General features: G+C 64.7%; 14 protein-coding genes. 5 read left to right on the forward strand and 9 right to left on the reverse strand.

Features of this window, described 5'->3' with window-relative positions:
• Window positions 1–245 precede the first annotated feature (245 nt).
• Both dinB and FYC77_RS05370 read left to right on the forward strand, forming a co-directional pair.
• Window positions 246–1,529: a DNA polymerase IV gene (gene dinB / locus FYC77_RS05365; protein WP_149080475.1), complete on the forward strand. Its 1,284-nt coding sequence runs from the start codon at window positions 246–248 to the stop codon at window positions 1,527–1,529.
• 110 nt (window positions 1,530–1,639) lie between these two features.
• On the forward strand, window positions 1,640–3,109 hold the full coding sequence (locus FYC77_RS05370) for a J domain-containing protein (RefSeq protein ID WP_149080476.1): 1,470 nt from the start codon (window positions 1,640–1,642) through the stop codon (window positions 3,107–3,109).
• Between the two features lie 95 nt (window positions 3,110–3,204).
• On the opposite strand, the gene FYC77_RS05375 is transcribed toward FYC77_RS05370, so the two are convergent.
• The 3 genes from FYC77_RS05375 to FYC77_RS05385 form a co-directional block, all read right to left on the reverse strand.
• Window positions 3,205–3,837 carry a uracil-DNA glycosylase family protein gene (locus tag FYC77_RS05375; protein WP_149080477.1) on the reverse strand — a complete coding sequence of 211 codons (633 nt, stop codon included), beginning with the start codon at window positions 3,835–3,837 and terminating at the stop codon, window positions 3,205–3,207.
• A gap of 275 nt (window positions 3,838–4,112) precedes the next feature.
• Entirely contained in the window at window positions 4,113–4,505 is a 393-nt protein-coding gene (locus FYC77_RS05380) for a CopG family ribbon-helix-helix protein (RefSeq protein WP_149080478.1), read from the reverse strand.
• 54 nt (window positions 4,506–4,559) lie between these two features.
• The gene (locus FYC77_RS05385; protein WP_149080479.1) at window positions 4,560–5,444 is read right to left on the reverse strand and encodes a COX15/CtaA family protein; all 885 of its coding nucleotides are present in this window, start codon (window positions 5,442–5,444) and stop codon (window positions 4,560–4,562) included.
• Between the two features lie 156 nt (window positions 5,445–5,600).
• Here FYC77_RS05385 and FYC77_RS05390 point away from each other — a divergent pair, with 156 nt between their 5' ends.
• Entirely contained in the window at window positions 5,601–6,710 is a 1,110-nt protein-coding gene (locus tag FYC77_RS05390) for a M24 family metallopeptidase (RefSeq protein WP_149080480.1), read from the forward strand.
• Between the two features lie 150 nt (window positions 6,711–6,860).
• Here FYC77_RS05390 and FYC77_RS05395 read toward each other — a convergent pair whose 3' ends face one another.
• The 6 genes from FYC77_RS05395 to FYC77_RS05420 all read right to left on the reverse strand — a co-directional run bounded on the left by FYC77_RS05395 (window position 6,861) and on the right by FYC77_RS05420 (window position 15,353).
• Window positions 6,861–7,457: a helix-turn-helix domain-containing protein gene (locus FYC77_RS05395; protein WP_149080481.1), complete on the reverse strand. Its 597-nt coding sequence runs from the start codon at window positions 7,455–7,457 to the stop codon at window positions 6,861–6,863.
• Between the two features lie 186 nt (window positions 7,458–7,643).
• Window positions 7,644–10,115: a hypothetical protein gene (locus FYC77_RS05400; RefSeq protein ID WP_149080482.1), complete on the reverse strand. Its 2,472-nt coding sequence runs from the start codon at window positions 10,113–10,115 to the stop codon at window positions 7,644–7,646.
• A gap of 45 nt (window positions 10,116–10,160) precedes the next feature.
• Window positions 10,161–13,085, reverse strand: a complete 2,925-nt coding sequence (locus FYC77_RS05405; protein WP_149080483.1) for a DUF7827 domain-containing protein — start codon at window positions 13,083–13,085, stop codon at window positions 10,161–10,163.
• 88 nt (window positions 13,086–13,173) lie between these two features.
• Window positions 13,174–13,752: a DUF2150 family protein gene (locus FYC77_RS05410; protein WP_149080484.1), complete on the reverse strand. Its 579-nt coding sequence runs from the start codon at window positions 13,750–13,752 to the stop codon at window positions 13,174–13,176.
• Between the two features lie 76 nt (window positions 13,753–13,828).
• A complete protein-coding gene (locus FYC77_RS05415; RefSeq protein WP_149080485.1) occupies window positions 13,829–14,680 on the reverse strand; it encodes a TatD family hydrolase in 852 nt (283 codons plus the stop codon).
• A 205-nt stretch (window positions 14,681–14,885) separates the two neighbouring features.
• On the reverse strand, window positions 14,886–15,353 hold the full coding sequence (locus FYC77_RS05420; RefSeq protein ID WP_149080486.1) for an NYN domain-containing protein: 468 nt from the start codon (window positions 15,351–15,353) through the stop codon (window positions 14,886–14,888).
• A gap of 151 nt (window positions 15,354–15,504) precedes the next feature.
• On the opposite strand from FYC77_RS05420, the gene FYC77_RS05425 reads away from it, so the two are divergent.
• Window positions 15,505–16,269 (forward strand): SDR family NAD(P)-dependent oxidoreductase, encoded by a 765-nt coding sequence (locus FYC77_RS05425; protein ID WP_149080487.1) that lies wholly within the window; start codon window positions 15,505–15,507, stop codon window positions 16,267–16,269.
• Window positions 16,270–16,351: 82 nt separating this feature from the next.
• Window positions 16,352–17,449: a glycine cleavage system aminomethyltransferase GcvT gene (gene gcvT, locus FYC77_RS05430; RefSeq protein ID WP_149080488.1), complete on the forward strand. Its 1,098-nt coding sequence runs from the start codon at window positions 16,352–16,354 to the stop codon at window positions 17,447–17,449.
• Window positions 17,450–17,451 lie beyond the last annotated feature (2 nt).

The raw sequence follows: 17,451 nt of genomic DNA on the forward strand, positions 1-17,451 counted from the left end.
CGAAGTAACGAATCAGTAATAAATGTTGTTCGTCCGGCGTACGGCTCGTCGAACTGGTTACCGTGTCGACGTATCACTGCTGTCGCTGATGGCTGTGGTCCCGTCGAGACTCGTGTCAACCGTCCACGAGACCGAACCGCTCGGACGGTGTAAAAAACGCATACCGTCGAAGGCGGCTGTCGACCGCCGGTGGCGGTAGTCGGACGGAACGTTCAACAGCGCGTCGGTCCAAGCGACTGCAGAGGATGGTAAACGAGGCGCAGTTGCCCGGGATCGAGCGATCCGAGAACGACGACCGGATCGTCTGTCACGTCGACGCCGACTGTTTTTACGCCTCCTGTGAGCGACTGCGCGAACCTGCCCTGCGCGGGGAACCGGTCGTCGTCGGCATGGGGTACGAACCCGGCGACACGGTCGGCGCGGTCGCCACCGCGAGTTACGAGGCCCGCGAGTTCGGCGTCGAGAGCGCACAGGCGATCTCGACGGCGCTCGAGCGACTCCCCCGGCGGAAACCGCTCGAGAACGGGGCGAACGATACGGACCTCGAGCGGTCGGAGACTGGCTACTATCGCCCGGTGGACATGGACTACTACGAGTCGGTTGCTGTGGACGTTCGGGAGATCCTCCACGACTGCGCCGACGTCGTTCGCGAGGTGAGCATCGACGAGGCGTACCTGGACGTGACCGAGCGAACGGCCTGGGAGGTCGCGGACGGCTTCGCTCGTCACATCACGGACCGAATTCGGCGGGAGGTCGGCGTCACTGTGAGCGTCGGCGTTGCGCCGACGATGAGCGCGGCCAAGATCGCCAGCGATTTCGATAAACCCGACGGGCTCACCGTCGTCCGACCCGGCGAGGTTCGGGAGTTCCTCGCTCCCCTCGAGGTCGACCTGCTCCACGGCGTCGGCCCGGTAACGGCGCGAGAGCTCCGTGAGATGGGCCTCGAGACGGCAGGCGACGTCGCAGTGACGGATCCCGAACCGCTGATCGATCGCTTCGGCGAGCGCGGCCGTGAACTGTACGACCGCGCCCGGGGCGAAGACGACCGCCGGGTCGAGCCGAAAGGCGAGCCCAAGAGCTTCTCGCGAGAATCAGCGTTCGCCGACGCGGTGGCGGAGCCAGACCCCAAGTACGAACAGATCGAAACGCTCGCTTCGGCCGTCGCCGATCGCGCACGCCGCGAGGGTGCACTCTACCGGACCGTCGGCGTCAAAGCGGTTCTCCCGCCGTACGACGTCAATACGCGCGAGCGCTCTCTCCCCGGACCGGTCGACGATCCCGACCTCGTCGACCGCATCGCCCGGCAGCTGTTCGCGGAGTTCGACTCAGCCCCCGTTCGAAAGCTCGGTGTGAGAGTCTCGAACTTAGAGTTCGCCGCGACCGATCAGGCGAGTCTGGATGGCTGGGAGGCGGCGTCGACGGAGGCGACGGCGGACGAACCAGAGACTGGGGAGGCTGAATCCGACGACGGAGAACCGACGCGGCCGGCCACGACCGACGGACAAACGTCGTTGAACGACTTCTCGTAACTAGTCTGACGAGATCGACGACCACTCCCTCGTGGACGTCGTCCGACAGAACATCGAAATTATAACCCTCCGCTTGTAATTCAGGAGCAGACCAAGGTTCCCGATCCGTCATGACAGCAGACTTTTACGATCTTCTCGAGATTCCTCCCGACGCCTCCGCCGAGGAGGTCAAAGAGGCCTATCGCGAGAAGGTCAGGATCTACCACCCGGACGTCAACGACGACGACCGGGCCCGGTCGCAGTTCACCGCGGTCAAGAAGGCAAACGACGTTCTCGGTGATCCGGTCGAACGGCGAGCCTACGACCGATTGGGACACGAGACGTACGTCGCGAAACGAACGAGCGGGATTCCCTCGCCCGACGTCTGGGCGGATACGGATTCCGACTCGTCGACCGACGACGAACCCAAGGCGGCCGACGATGACGGAGGGGCGTCCAACGGGAGCGGAGAGAACGGAAGCGAGAGAAGAGGTGGCGACCGAGAAACGGAGGCCGACGAACCGTCCGACTCGAGTCGAACGACCCGGTCGCGGTTCGACTCGCGGGGGACCGAATCGGTCGGCAGGTCCGGAGCCGACGACGGTACGACGACGAAGACGGACGGAACTGAACGGACGGATACGACCAACACAGGTAGAACGAGTTCCACCAGGCACGGAGAGTCGGGGACAACCAACACGGACGGAACCGCGTCGACCGACACCGGAACACGTACAGCCAGGGCTGGCGGGGCGAAGACGGCAGAAACCGGTGGGACAGCGTCGTCGGGACGAAGCGTCAGTTCGACGGACGGAGGGACGGCGAAGGGCCACCGACCGGGCGGGGACGCGACCAGTCGAGGAGCGGCGTCTCACTCGAGCCGGGACACTGCCGGTGCGAGCGTCGATGCCTCGCCTGCGGCCGGCAGGAACCCCGTCGTTCGCTGGTGGCGCCGCCAGAACTTCGCGCTCCCGCTGATCTGGCTCTCGGTGCTCGTCTACGCGATCGGGCTCGGACAGTACGCTCTGACGAACGAATCGGCCGTCGGGAGCCTCCGCGACGAACTCGCCGCCGTTGGCGCGAGTGCCGGCGGCCTGTGGACGGTCCTCTCGAGCGATCGGTACGGCCTCGAGACGCCGCTTTCGTTCGTCACGACGGTCGAGCCCGTCACACCGATGCTCGCGTCTCCACAGTGGTATCTCGTGCTCGCCGGGGTCGTCGTGGCCGCCACCGTGGCGGTCGTTCTGACGCGTCCGATCCGTCGGGAGCGTCTCTGGGCGCCTATATCGATGGACGAGACGATACTCGTCTCCGCCGCGCTCGTCGTTTCGACGGGGCTGATCGGCGGTCCACTGCTGGCGGGTGCGATCCTCATGCCGTTTCTGTTCAGCGTCGTCGTCTATCACACGAGACGCGGACCGGGGTGGACGCCGTCGTATCTGTACGTCCTCCCGGTCCTCGCCCCAGCGGCCGGCTTCGTCGTCTCGGCGGCCGGCTATGCGACGCTTCCGATCGAACTGGTCGCGTTCGTCGTTTTGCCCGTCGTTGGCGCGCTCGGATTGCCGCTCCGGGCGACCGTCAGAAAACACTTCAACCGCTGAGACGCCTTTCAGTTCCGGTTCTGGCTCGACTGTCCCGTCTCTGGGACTGTACCGGCCACTCGTGACGGGATCCCGTCGAGTCGTGGCGCTGGACGCTACCCGACCAACGTCGCGACGCCTTTCGTCTGGCGGTAATCGCTGGCGAGAATCGCCTCGAGGCGCTCGACAAGCGCCTCCCGATCCCCGGCCTCCCACGCCGAGGGGTCGTTGATCGGGACGACCATGAATCCTCGCCCGCGGATCTCTCGGGCGTGCAGATCGGCCATGTCGAGTTCGATTCGGCCCCGCTGGGTCGTATACTCGCGGAGAACGTGATCGGTGGCTCGCTCGCCGACCGGAAGAAGAATGTGGGCGTTGATCGCGCGGAGTTCGGCGTCGAAGAACCGCTCCAGTTCGTCGTACTCCGCCTGGGTCGGCTCGTGGCCGTTCGGGAGACAGCACATGTGAACGTAGTTCCAATACAGGTTCTCGAGGTCGGGCTCCCGTTCTGAGCCGTCGACGAATCCGGTCTCGCGGAAGACGTCCTGGATCGCGAGTCCAGAGTCCGTCTCTGTAAAGGGAACGCCGGTTCGTTTGCCGCCGTGAACGCCGGGATGATCGCCGATAACGTGAAAGTCGGCGTTGGCGTCACCGTAGCCGAACGCAGCCGTGCGTTCGTCTGGACCGGTTCGATCGAACGGTGGACGAAGGCCGAACGGGTTGCTCGTCCTGTCGGTGACGTTCTTCACGGCTCCGGGAACGATCCCATCGGTCATAACGGTCGCGGTTGTGGTCGGGCTGGCGAAGAGACCGAAAGTGGCGCGTCGAGTTCCGGATCGGTGACCGATCCCGGCGGACACTCTGCAGCCAGAACGGCAACTGTCGCGATGGTATTTGTCGGTCGTGACCGTCCGATTCGACCGCAGTTCCTCGCCTGCGTTTGTAGTGGATCTGGAGTACAGCGGTACATGGCCGATTCGCTCGGTGATATACCCCTCGAGATTCACAGCGCGTGAGAGATCGGCTACGGATCGGTTCGTAACAGCGTTACGGAGACGCGCCCGACGGCGTCGAAGTCCTTCAATCGATAGACGAGCGATCGGATCTGGTCGGCCGAGCCGTGACAGAAGACGGTCTCGAGACACCACTCGCCGTGGTGGACGTGACAGGTGGTGTCGATCTCGGCTTGAAACTCGTGTTGGATCTCGTGGAGGTCTTCGATAATCTCGTCGTGGACGTAGTCGAAGACGACCGTCGCCGCGACCTGTCCGCGTGCGCGCTCGAGTCGGTGATGGGACTCGACGTACTCCTGGATCGCCTCACGCAGCGCCCGCGAGCGAGAGTCCAGCCCTTCCGCCTGCCAGGTTCGGTCGAACTCCGCGAGCATCTCCTCGGGGACGTTCAGGCTCGTTCGCATACGCTCCCCTTCGGGCGACGTGGAGAAAGATTCGGCGATCGAAAGCGGACGTCGTTACCGCGAGAGTGCGTTCGCCTCCCGACTCGAGGCGGACGGGACGAGCCAGATACCGGCGAGAAACGCGACCATGAGGATCGCGGCGAACACGAGATAGAGGTCGTCGAGTACGGGGTTGAGCGTCATCACGGCACGTCGACCGAGGAAGACGACGACGAACGTGAGCATCACCACGCCGGCCAACAGTCCGAGTAGCCGTCGATTCGAGAGCCGTCGCCGACCGATCATGACCGCGACGATTGCTGCGGCGAGCAACGCGAGCGTCACGCCGTACTGGGCCATCTGGACGGACGGCGAGTACTCGGTGATGTCGGTGACGACGATCGGACTCAACGCGACGTGAAGTGGCAACGACACGGCACCGAGCGCCAGCGCCCCTCGCAGGTGACGTCTCGTCAGCGACGACTCCCAGACGAGAACGGTCGCGACGACGAACAGCGCGAAGATGAGCACCGCCGTCCAGAAGTGCAACGAGAGGATCGTCATCTCGTACTGGAGGACCGTCTCGCGCCCGAGGACGACCTGAATCGGCGTCAGGACCATGCCGAGGACGACGAGCGCGGCGACGCGCGTATCGATACTCGGACTCCGCCAGGCCGCCAGCGCGGAGCCGATGATCGCAAAGCCGGCGAACATCGCGACGAACCGGTGGAACCACTCGTAGAAACTCGGGAGGTTCGCCGGAAACAGGTCGAACGGGCCGGCGTCACACTGGGGCCAGTTGGCCTCGCAGGCCAGCCCAGAACCGGTCGCCTTCGCCGCGACGCCGAGTAAGATCGTCGCGGCGACCAGCACGAGCGTCGTCGCGAGCAGGTGCGGGAAGCCGACTCGAGCGATTAGCTGACGGAACCGCGAACCGCCGGATGGACGTTCTGACGACACGATCGTTCGATCCGAGGTTAGGACCTGCCATATTTAGGTGTCTCGAGTCGTTCTCAGTTCGCTGGAATCGTCTCGTCGAACTCGCGTTCGTCCGGCAACCGCCTGCCATTGACTGGTGTCCGACAGTATCAAGAGTCGGCCTCCCGACCACCCGGCATGGACAAACGCGAGCGCCTCGAGGCGTTCCTCGAGCGCCACGATCTCGACGCGATCTGGTTCGCGCGCCCGAACTCGTTCGCCTGGCTTACCGGCGGGAACAACGTCGTCGACCGCGAAGGTGACGCCGGCGTCGCCGCCGCTGGTTACGACGGCGAGACCGTGACGGTCCTGACCGACAACATCGAGGCCGATCGGATCGCCGCCGAGGAACTCCCCGACCTCGAGTCGGTCGACGTCACGCTCGAGGAGTTCCCGTGGCACGCCTCGTCACTCGCCGAGACGATCGGGGGCCGCGTCGGAGCCGACGAACGAGTGGCGGCGGACATCGACGTCCCAGGCCTCGAAGACGTCGATATGGCGTCGATTCGCCAGCCGCTGACCGACCGCGACCGCGAGCGCTATCGCGAACTCGGGGAGGATACCGCCGCCGCAGTCGAGTCGGTCTGTCGACAGCTTCGCTCCTCCGACACCGAACACGAGGTCGCCTCGGCCCTGCTGGTTTCGCTCTCGGCACGCGATATCGAGGCACCGGTCGTCCTCGTCGGCGGCACCGAGCGCGCACAGCAGTATCGCCACTACACGCCGACGGCGGACGAACTCGGCGACTACGCGCTCATCTCGGTGACGGCACAGCGCGGGGGACTCCACGCGAGTTGTACTCGGACCGTCGCGTTCGACCCACCCGAGTGGCTCGAGGAGCGCCACAAGGCCGCCACCCGCGTCGAGACGACGGCGCTGGCGGCGACCCGTGACGTTGCGAAGGCCGGTGGCGCTGCGGCTGACGTATTCGGGGCGATCCAGGACGCCTACGCCGACGTGGGCTACGACGGCGAGTGGGAACATCACCACCAGGGCGGTGCGGCCGGCTTCGCCGGGCGGGAGTGGATCGCAACCCCAGACAGCGACGAGCCAGTCGTCGAACCGATGGCGTACGCCTGGAACCCGACGGTACAGGGCGCGAAAAGCGAGGACACCGTCCTCGTCGCCGACGGCGAACTCGAGGTGTTGACCCGATCGGGCAACTGGCCGACGGCGAGCGTCACGGCCATCGATCGGGATCTCACGCTCGAGCGGCCGAAACCGCTGGTGCTCGAAGACGAGGACTGATCGGGTCGACTGTCTCCGTCGAAAGTTGGTCGGTGTCAAAACGATATCCGGACGGTACCCGTAGCGATCGACCGGGAACGACCGTCTCGAGGCTGGTGTCTCCTCGAGACTGGAGACGCGTAACCCAGGCCCGGTGGCCCGAGGCTCTTCTCAGACGGGGTCGTCGCCGTCGGCGTTCGTGTCGTCTTCGTCGTCCGTCGGTTCGTCGGTATCGGCGTCGGACGACTCGTCCTCGAGGGGAGAGACGTCGTCGACCGTGATCGTCACCGGCTCGACGTCGTCGTCGAACGCCGGGTCGGGTTCGCTCCGACGCTCGAGGACGCGGTCGAGCGTGAAGATCGTGTTGAGCTCCTGTTGGACCTGATCGGCGACGCCGCCGACGAGTTCACTCGGCTGGATCGCGGTGTACTCGTAGGGGTTGTTTCCGGCACCCTCGCTTGCACGTTTCTCACGCGTAACGCGGTCTTCTTCGTGGAGTTCCGCGAGCGCCTCCCGAACCGTACTCGGGTAGAGACCGGTCCCCTTCGCGACCTCCTCGGAGGTGCTGCCGGGGTTCGCCAGCAGGTGAATGTAGATCTTGGCTCGCGTCTCCGTATCGAGAATCCACGAGAGCAGATCGACGATTCGCTGGTCGACCTCGTCAGCCGTGGTTCGCTCGTCGCCCTCGAAGATGTCCTCTACGTCGTGTGCCCGGTACTCCCCGTCGTCTCCACGCTCCTGGTGGTCGTCGGTATCGTCCGGATCCATGACCTCTCGTAGGGGACAAAGTCTCGAGTGGGGTTAAAGCTTTGTAGGCCGCTGAACCGGGCCTTCGACGTACCCCTATTCCCCGCCACGATCGAAGTGATCCTAGTACCCTCCCAAGCGTCGACTGATGAGCGAAATCATGCGGTGGGTGTCGATTTCGCTCATCAGTTCAGGCTTGGAACGCCACTAGCACGTTCCTCCGGCTTCGCTCTGTTCGGTCCCCCCAACCCAGCTCTCCGTCGTGGTAACCTCGCCAGAGATGCTTGTCGCGTTCCCTTCGATAGTCGAGTCCGTGATCGTCACGTCATTAACTGCACAAACGTCTCCACCGACGCCCTCTCCGTCAATTTCGATCGTCCCATCCGACTCGAGGTCGCCCCCAATCCACACGGCCGAAGCCGAAATATCCTCGGTTGCGTAGACATCGCCGCCAACGTCTCCACCGTTGATGTCGACCGATCCGCCTGACTCGAGATTGTTGTTGACGTCCGAATCGTCCATGTCGACGGATCCAGCCGAACGCAGATCTCCCTCGACACCCGACCCATCCATATCGATTGATTCGTCTGACTCGAGGGTCCCACCAATCCAGGCTGTGGAAAGTGATACAGACCCAACAGCATGGATATCACTGCCGACGTCCGAATCGTCGACATCGACTGAATCGCCCGATTCGAGGTGTCCTGAAATCCAACTCGAAGTAATTGATATCTCCTCAACGGCGTGAACGTCGGCTTCGATATCCGAATTATCGATGTCGACGGAACCGGTAGTGTAAATATCATCGGATTGCCAGTGGTCACTGAGCGTTACATCGCCGGCAGTCCAGTTCGGAATCTCGAGTTCGAACTGGTGGCTCTCATCGCCGACGTACAACGTCAGCGTCAGATCGTGCTCGCGCATATCAATCCGGTCACCGCGACCCTGGCCCTGCCCCTGGTCGGCTTCGAACTCCTCGGCTGTCACGTCGGTCATTTCGCCCGGCTCGAGCGTCGCGGACTCGTCGAGGCTGGCCGGTTCGCCGTCGATAGGGATCCGATCGTTTCCGCCCTTGTTCAGGGAGCCACCGACGGAGAACGTCACCTCGTTGCTTCCAGCGTTGTTGACGTTTTCCGCGTTCGAGGACGTCGAATCGAACGAAATCGCGTCTATCTCGGCAGACTCCTCGCCGACGTTTCGAACGGTGAATACGACCTCGCTGTGGTCGTCTCCCGTTGTCCACGGCGAACCGACGACTTCCAGATTGCTCGGTTCCTCGTCGTCGCCGTTGTCGTCGTCGCCATCGTCACCGTTGTCGTCATCGCCATCGTCACCGTTGCCGTCATCGCCATTGTCCCCATCATCACCGTCGTCGCCATCGTCCTCGTCGTCAATGACCTCGAACGACACGAGTGCGCGTGCCTCTTCGATGCCACGCGTGTCGGCCGCGCCGACGGACACCGTGTACGTCTCGCCGACCTCGAGTCCGCTGGTGTCGACCTCGATCGAGAGCTCGGCGTACGACATCTCGTTTCCGCCGCCCGACGGCTCGATCAACTCGACGCTATCGCTTAGCGAACCGTCGGAGGGCGGATCGGTCATCTCGACCGTCTCACCCTGGGGCTCCCCCTCGAGGTCCCAGTCGGCTTCGAGGAGCGCAACGCCGCCGCGGCGGTCGTCCGGATCACTCGGATCGCCGCGATTGTCGAGTTCGACTGTGACCGTCGCGTCGTCCCCTTTTTCGACCTCGTCGTCGACTGTTGGGCTGACTCGAGGGCCCGGCAGGGTTTCGTCGCCGCCAGTCGACGGGGCTCTGTCCTCGACCCCGCCGAACTCGCTTCCCGGATCGCCGTCGCCGACGGCTACCCTCGAGACCTGGAGGTCGTACTCGTCCCCGTCGAGTTCGATCGTGAGCGCTCCCGCCGTCTCGTCGTAGGAGTCGACAGTGACGTCCGACTCGTCGGCGAACGTCTCGTTCCACGCCGCGGGGGTCTCCGTCGGGAGCGTGATCGTGATCGGTCCACCGTCGGACTCGATCGGAACCGGATCCGTCGGCCCGTCGGCGACGGGATCGACGGTCACCGAGCCGGTCGACGTCGCCGAGAGGTTCCCCTCGAGTAAGACGACCGTGATCGAGTCGCCGTCGACGAGTCGCTGGTCGGCCCCCGGCAGGACGACAGTCGCATCCCCGAAGTCGTTGAACGCGAGGGAGTGTTCGATCCGTGTCGTCGGCGCGCCCCGGTACTCGTTGTACCCCGGTTCGTAGGACAGGGTTCTGGTGTCGTGTGTTCCGAGGACGAGCGCCTCGAGTTGGCTCTCGTCGTACTCACCGACGCGTTCGCTCACTTCGGCGTTCTCGATCTCGAGCGACCCGGCTTCGCTCGTCTCGAGGGTTCCCGCCGGTGGCGGTGGGTTCGCGGTGAGCGTGCGCGTCGGGTACTGGGTGCCGAGGGTCACCGTGGTCGGCTGAGAGCCTCCGCCCGCGCCGACCGCACGAACGGCGTTGCGAAGGTCCTGCATCTCGTCGTGAATCTCCTGGTTGTGTTCGATCTCGACGACCTCGTTCTCCGCGGGGACCGCGTTGACCTGGTAGAGCGCCAACGCCGAAAAGAGGATCGCGAGCAGTAACACTGCCCCGATCTGGACCGTAACGGCCCGGTCGCCCCCGCGACGCATCATACTCTCGAATGATCGTGGCGACGTATACTTCTGCTGGCTCCGGCATCAGGACTGCTGGTTCCGCTCCGCTCTTCCGTCGCCGAGCCGCGCCGTCAGCGCGGCCAGCGACGCGGCGAGAGCAACCACTACGGCGGCCGACCCGAACCCGGGCGATTCGTCGTCGCTCGAGGAGTTGTCCGTTTCGAACCCTCCCTCGTCGCTCGAGTCGTTCCAGTCGGTTCCGTCGTCGAACACTCCAGTCGTCGCGTTCTCGTCGTCGGTCTCGTTCGCTTCGCCCGGTTTCTCGCTCGCGTTCGACGCCGATTCGTCGGCGTCGTCGACGCCCACCGTCGCGAAAGCGACCTCGTCTTGCGTGCTGATCGTGACGAGGAGTTCCTCGGTTTCGTTCGTCGCCCCGACGGTCTCTTCTACCGTCTCGTTCTGGCCAGGGCCGAGTTCGATCTCGTCGTTCGATTCGACGGCCGATCCGACTGTCGTCCGTACCTCGAGGGTGCCGTGTTCGTCGCCCGCGTTTCGGATCGTCGCGTTCAGGTCGAACGTGTCTCCCGCGGAGACCGACGCGGGGACGTCGATCGTCGGCTCGAAGTACGCCGGCCGATCGTCCGAAAGATCGGCGAAGACGGCATCTCCCTCGGCGACGATCTCCCCCCAGAGGCGGAACTCGACGTACGCCCGTTCCCCCTCAGTACGGCTGTCGACGGCCGGACTCACCTCGAACGAGCCGTACTCGTCGAAACCCGGATTGGTCGCGAACGAGCCGCGTTCCTCGATCGTTATCGACTGGCGATCGAGATAGCTCGAGTCGCCGTCGGACGCGACCTCCTCGGGCGGCCCGCTCCGGACGTTGAGCGTTGCCTCGGTTCCCGGTGCGACGTTAGTCGTTCCCGACACGTTCCCGTCCGAATCCGTGGGGAGGGCGACGAGGCCGTCGTCCGTCCGGTCGAACGTGATCGACGCCCGTTCGAACGTAAGGGTCGTCGTGGCGCTCTCCGTTCGCTCCGAGGAAAAGTACGGGTAGGCGGGGGCGTCCGCGTCGCCATCCGCACCGCCGAGCGATCCGCTTTCGCCGTCGAACTGGTACCAGTGTTCGCTTCCCTCGTACGCAAGGGTGACGGTGAACTCGTCCCCGTCGTCGACGTCCTGGACGAATCCGTCCTCGGTGTCGACGACGACGTAGAGTTCGCCGTCGTCGTCGTCCGACTCTGGCGGCGACGCGAGGACGTACGCCTCGGTGTTCGCGGCGTCCTCGAGCGCCACAGCGTTGGGCTCCTGATTGGGAACGTCGGGGCCGTCGAAGCTGAACTCGACGCCCTCGCCGAGCCAGTCGCTCTCGTCGCTCGTGAGTTCGGCGAGGACGTTCGCCGAGAATCCCGATTCCGTCCCGTCCGTGATATCGTTACCGTTCTCGGCGTAGTCGATCGTCGCCAGCCCCCCGGTGATCCCGGTCGCCTCGAACCGGGCGACTGCGCGATCACCGATCGCGACCGTGTCGCGTTCGGATAGTTCGTCCGGTAGCTCTTCGACGTCGTCCTCGGCGTTTGCCTCCGCTTGCGGGGCGGTCCACGTATCGACGTCGTCGACCGACGGCTGGATCAGCCCTAACTCCGCCGAGCCGATGGTGTCGTCTGCGCTCGATTCGCCGTCCTCGACGACGAAGTTCTGTCCCCTGTCGACCACGAGATCGTAGTTTCCGGGCTGGATCGGCCGATCGATCTGTTCGGTGGGCTCCTGACCGGCGTCGATCGTCCCAAGCCGCTCGAGATACTCCGAAAACGACAGCTGGGAGGCCGTCTCGAGCTCCGATCCGTCGTAGAAACTCGCATCCGAGACGCGAGTCTCCTCGCCGGCGACGTCCTCGTGGTGAATGTGACTCTCCACGACGTCGTCCTCGGCGTAGTAGACCGCATCGGCGTCAGCCGGCCTGAGTCCGTCGACTTCCCCGTGGTCGATCCCAGCGAGGCGCGTGTTCATCGTAAACGTCACCTCGTCGTTGTCGGAGTCGTCTTCGACGTACAGCACGTCGACGAAGCCGACGTTCTCGTCGCCGAGTTGGAGCCACGCCTCGTCGGCCGCCTCGAGTTCGACGGTGATCTCGAGGAGGTCGCCGGCCGGCCTGACGTACATGTCCTCGTCGAACGAGGCCGCGGTCTCGCCGATCTCGAGGGTCGAACTGTCCTCGACGCCCGTGTCCGCGACCACGACGTCGAACTCGTACTCGCCCTCGTCGGGGAGCCCCTCTCGTTCGTCCAGACTCATGAGATTCGCGACGATCTCGCCGTCGTCCCTGAACGCCTCGGAGTCGGCCACGTTCAGCGTGATGTAGTCGTCGCCCCGAAGATCCGTCACGTCGTCGCCATCGTCCCGGTCGTAGCCGAGCTCCTCGAGCGGGAGGTGTGCCGGATCGGTCACCTCCTCGACGTCACTGCCCTCGTGGACGAACGTCGCACGGAGTTCCTCGTACTCGAAGTCGTCGGCGCTGATCGTCACGTTGTAGCCGCCCGCACGAGTGCTGTCTACCTCGAGGGAAACGGCGTTGGTTCCGCTCGTCACCGTCTCGCTTGCCCACTCGACGTCGAACTCCTGTTCGTCGATCGTCAGTACGAGCTCGTCGCCGTCCAACCCGGAGTCGGGCGTGACCGCGAACTGCGGTCCGTCCTCGTCGATCTCACCCGTCTCCAGGAAGATTCGCCCGTCGTCGTCGACTGTCGGACGCTCGGCCACCGTCTCGATCTCGCCACCGTCGAGTTCGTAGAGGTACAGTTCGTCGCCCTCGGAGACGTCGAACCGATCGGCGACGTCGATCTCGACGTCCTGTCCCTCGTAGACGAAGTCATCGCCCTCCTCGAGGACGATCGGTTCGGTCGCCTCGACCGAGTCGGTGGACGCGAGGAGCCCGCCGGCGACGACACACGAGAGAACGGCGATTAGAAGGATCGAACGGCTGGGTTCCGGGAGAGAGGAGCGTATCATGACAGGTCCGGTGAAGTATCTACCCCGTCTGCGTATCGGACGGAAAACGTTCTGGTTTGTGCCGGGGGTTACTCGCGCGTCTCGAGGGCTACTCGTCCTCTTCGACGACTTCGGGGTCGCTCATCGCGCTCTGGAGACTGTCCAGACCGTTGATCCACTCGGTGACGAGTCCGTACTCGAGGTCTTCGGCGACTTCGATGTCGAGTTCTTCGCCGTCGATGATGAGCGTCCCGGCCTGTGCCGCGTAGCCGAGTGCCGCGTCGAGGTCTTCCTCGGCTTCGGCGTCGGCTGCAGCGCCGATGTAGTCGCCGACGCTTCCGTCTTCTGCGGGTCCGCCCACGACGTACTCCTCGGCCGCGAAGAAGACGCAGACGAGGCTCGTCTGTACGCCGTCGACCAGAATGAGCTTCTCCTCGTCTTCGATGTCAACTTCCCCCAGGACGATTTCGCGGACCTCGTCGATCTCCGAGAGCGCCTCCTCGTCTTCGAGTTCGCCGTCGTCGTAGGCCGCGACGATCTTCGCGATGGCGATCGCCGTATCGTCCTGCAGATTCAACAGCAGCCGAGCCGACGACTCGTCTTCCGGATCGATCTCCTCGTCTTTGATTCGACCGATCCAGTTTTGCCAACGTTCCTCCGAGTAGAACTCGGTCGGCGGATTGCTCATACGAACACCTACACCGGCCGCTTGAAATGCCTTTCTCTACCTGTACGACGATCCAACTGAACCCGAGCTCCCGCGTTCAGGGCCGTTCCAGCGTCTCCACGGTGTCGATCCCGTACACCGTCTTCGGCGTTTCGACGTGGGCAATCCGGACCGCGTCGTCCAGGCCGTTCTCGAGCATCCAGGCGACGCGTCGCGGGACGGTCTTCGGTCCGAGGACGGCACCGGGTCGATCGGGATCGTCGACGTAGTCGGTCTCCATCAGGAACGGCTCGCCGCGTTCGGCCGCCACCTCGAGGCGATCTTTCTCGCTCATCACGCTCGGTATCGGCCCCTCGAGGCGGCCACCAGCGTAGTGTTTGACGACCCTGTGTGCGGGGAGGCCGGCGTCCTCGGCCCAGTCGGTCAGCTCCGTCATCTCCTCGCTCGCCTCGGCGTGGAGCTGGACCGCACAGTCCAGTTCGGCTCCGCGTTCGAACGCACGGCGCATGACGGCGTTCGAGGCCTCCAAGACGGCGTCGTCGACCTCGTAGTGTGGCCGGCCCGACTTCAGCGCCAGCGCCTCACCGTTTGCGACGTACTCCGCCGCGACGTCGATCCCGCCCTGCATGATCTCGCGGGCGTCGTTGGCGTCGTAACCGCGGTCGTCGACGAGTCGGGAGATCAGTCCGGGGTGGACGCCGAGCACTGGCCAGGCTCGTCCTTCGAGTTCCTCGTTCGCCGCCTCGACGATCTCGAGCGTCCGCTCGAACACCGGGCGAAAGTCCTCGCCGGTTTCGGCCTCGACCCCCAGGTGCCAGGAGGGCTTGTTGACCACGAGCAGGTGGGTGCCGCCCAGCCGGGCGAAATCCGAGACCGCGTCGATCCCGCGGTGGTTGTCCGGATCGAGGTGGAGGTGATTGTCGAGCACCGGCGTCTCGTCGTCGATCATACTCGCTGCTAGCCCTGGGAGTCAGGAAAGGTCATCGAAACGCTCAGGAGCTCATCAGCGATCCTCGGGGAAGCCTCGTATCTCCTCGAGCGTACGATTGTACTATACGGCGATGACCGTCTCCCGAAACGGAAAAACGCGGGGAGTCGGAGCGGTTCCTCGAACCGGCGCGGATACCGGCGACCGCCACGTCACCGGTCCCGAGTCACGTCTCGAGAGTGATCGCGTCGTCGGCCGCGTTCTGGAGGGCGTCGGAGCGACCGTGGGAACCGGGAGCGATCGCGACGGTGCCGACGCCGGCCGCGCCGGCGCGCTCGAGAACGGGTTTGAAGTCCGTATCCCGCGAGGCGATCGCCAGGCGGTCGACGGCACCGTCGCTGACGAGTGCCGTGGCGTCGACGGCGAGTTTGACGTCGACGTCGCCGCTCGTGATGACGACCTCGAAGCCGCGCGCTTCGGCCGCCTGAATAAGCCCCGGCGTCGCGTGTTCGTCGAGATAGAGGCGGATGACGCCAACCCGACCGAGATCGCGGGCGGCGTCCCGGAGGTCGTCTAAGTCGACGTCAAACTCGTCGCGGAACACGTTCGGCCCGTCGACGAACAGTCCGACGCTCGCCTCACCGGTCCGACCGTCGACGGACTTCGAAAAGCGGGCACAAACGCGTTCGAACATGTCCGTTCTTTCCCGAGTAACGAAATAGATGTGACGGATCGGATCGCCGTCTCGGGTCGTCGATCGCATCGTACGATTGCGTTCGCGTCACCCGTAATCGAGGCGTGCGTTTTTGGTCAGTCGGGGTGACGGTATAACCGAGGTATCTCAGATGGCACGATTCGAAGACACGACGGCGATCGTCACCGGTGGCGGATCGGGAATCGGACGTAACACGGCCCAGACGTTAGCAGACGGGGGAGCGACCGTCGTCGTCGCCGACCTCGATCGCGACGGCGGCGAAGCGACCGTGGACGCGATCGAAGACGAAACCGACGGCGAAGCGACGTTCGTCGAGGTCGACGTCACGAACGGCGACGACGTCGAGAAGATGGTCGACACCGCCGTCTCGGAGTACGGTGGTCTCGACGTCGCCGTCAACAACGCCGGCGTCGGCGGCCAACTCGAGCCGACGGCCGAGTTGTCGGCGGACGACTGGCAGATGGTGATCGACGTGAATCTAACCGGCGTCTGGCGGTGTCTGCGCGCGGAGATCGACGCCATGCTCGAGGACGGCGGCGGCGCGATCGTCAACACCGCCTCGATCCTCGGCCGGGTCGGAACGGAGGCAACGCCCGCCTACACCGCCTCGAAACACGGCGTCGTCGGTCTCACGAAGGTCGCCGCGCTCGACTACGCGACCGACGACATCCGCGTCAACGCCGTCTGTCCGGGCTACATCGAGACGCCGATGCTCGAGGAAGCAGGACTGTACGACGACGAGGAGACGGTCGAGAACCTTCGCGAACAGCATCCACAGGGTCGTCTCGGCGAACCACAGGAGATCGCCGACGCGATCGTCTGGCTCTGCTCGGACGAGGCATCGTTCGCGACCGGCGAGGCAGTCGCGATCGACGGCGGCTACCTCAGTCGATAACTGCCCGCCTCGAGCCCACTCTCGTGGTTCCCGCCGGAGGCGCGACAAAAGACATTACTGTTCCCGGGGTGTGGAGCCGAGTATGCCGTTACAGACGCCGCCGTTGCGTGGGATCCACGACGAACGCGGTGCGAAGTTCACCGAGTTCGGCGGCTGGGACATGCCAGTCGAGTTCGACTCGATTCGGACCGAACACGCGGCCGTCCGCGAGGACGCGGGGATCTTCGACGTCTCGCATATGGGCCAGATTCACGTCACCGGCCCGGACGCGACGGCGTTGATGCAACGGCTCACGACGAACGACGTCACGAGGCTGGACGTCGGCAACGCTCAGTACGCGGCGATCACCGACGAGGACGGCGTCGTCATCGACGACACCGTGATCTACCGGCTGCCGGACGAAGACGGCGACGAGACCTACCTGTTCGTCCCCAACGCCGGGACCGACGAAGCGACCCACGAACGCTGGGTGAGCCACCGAAACGGGTGGGATCTCGAGGCGACCGTCGACAACCGAACCGACGAGTACGCCATGTTCGCGGTCCAGGGACCGAACGCAGCCGACCTCGTCGACGCGGTCACCGAGGAACCGGTGACGGAACTCGACCGGTTCGAGGCTACCGACGCGGCCGTCGACGGCGTCGACTGCTGGGTCGCACGCACCGGCTACACCGGTGAAGACGGCTTCGAGCTACTCGTTCCTGAGGCGGAGGCCGAGCGGGTCTGGTCGCTCTACGACTGCCAGCCATGCGGGCTCGGTGCCCGGGATACGCTCCGGATCGAAGCCGGCCTCGTCCTCGCGGGCCAGGAGTTCGATCACGAGTCGAATCCCCGAACCCCCTACGAGATCGGCATCGGCTTTACGGTCGACCTCGAGACCGAGTTCGTCGGCCGGGACGCCCTCGCGAGAGCGACGGAGGCGGGCCACGAGGAGCAACTCGTCGGCTTCCAGTTGATCGACCGTGGCGTTCCCCGCCACGGCTACGACATCACGAACACCGACGGTCGCGTCGTCGGCACCGTGACCAGCGGGACGATGAGCCCGTCGCTCGAACAGCCGATCGGGCTTGGTTACGTGCCGACGGAGTACGCAGAGCCCGGAACGACCCTGCAGGTGGTCGTCCGCGGCCAGTCGAAAAAGACGCGAGTCGAAACCACACCCTTCATCGAAACTGTATAACA

It is taken from the genome of Natrialba swarupiae (assembly GCF_008245225.1).
GTDB lineage: Archaea > Halobacteriota > Halobacteria > Halobacteriales > Natrialbaceae > Natrarchaeobius > Natrarchaeobius swarupiae.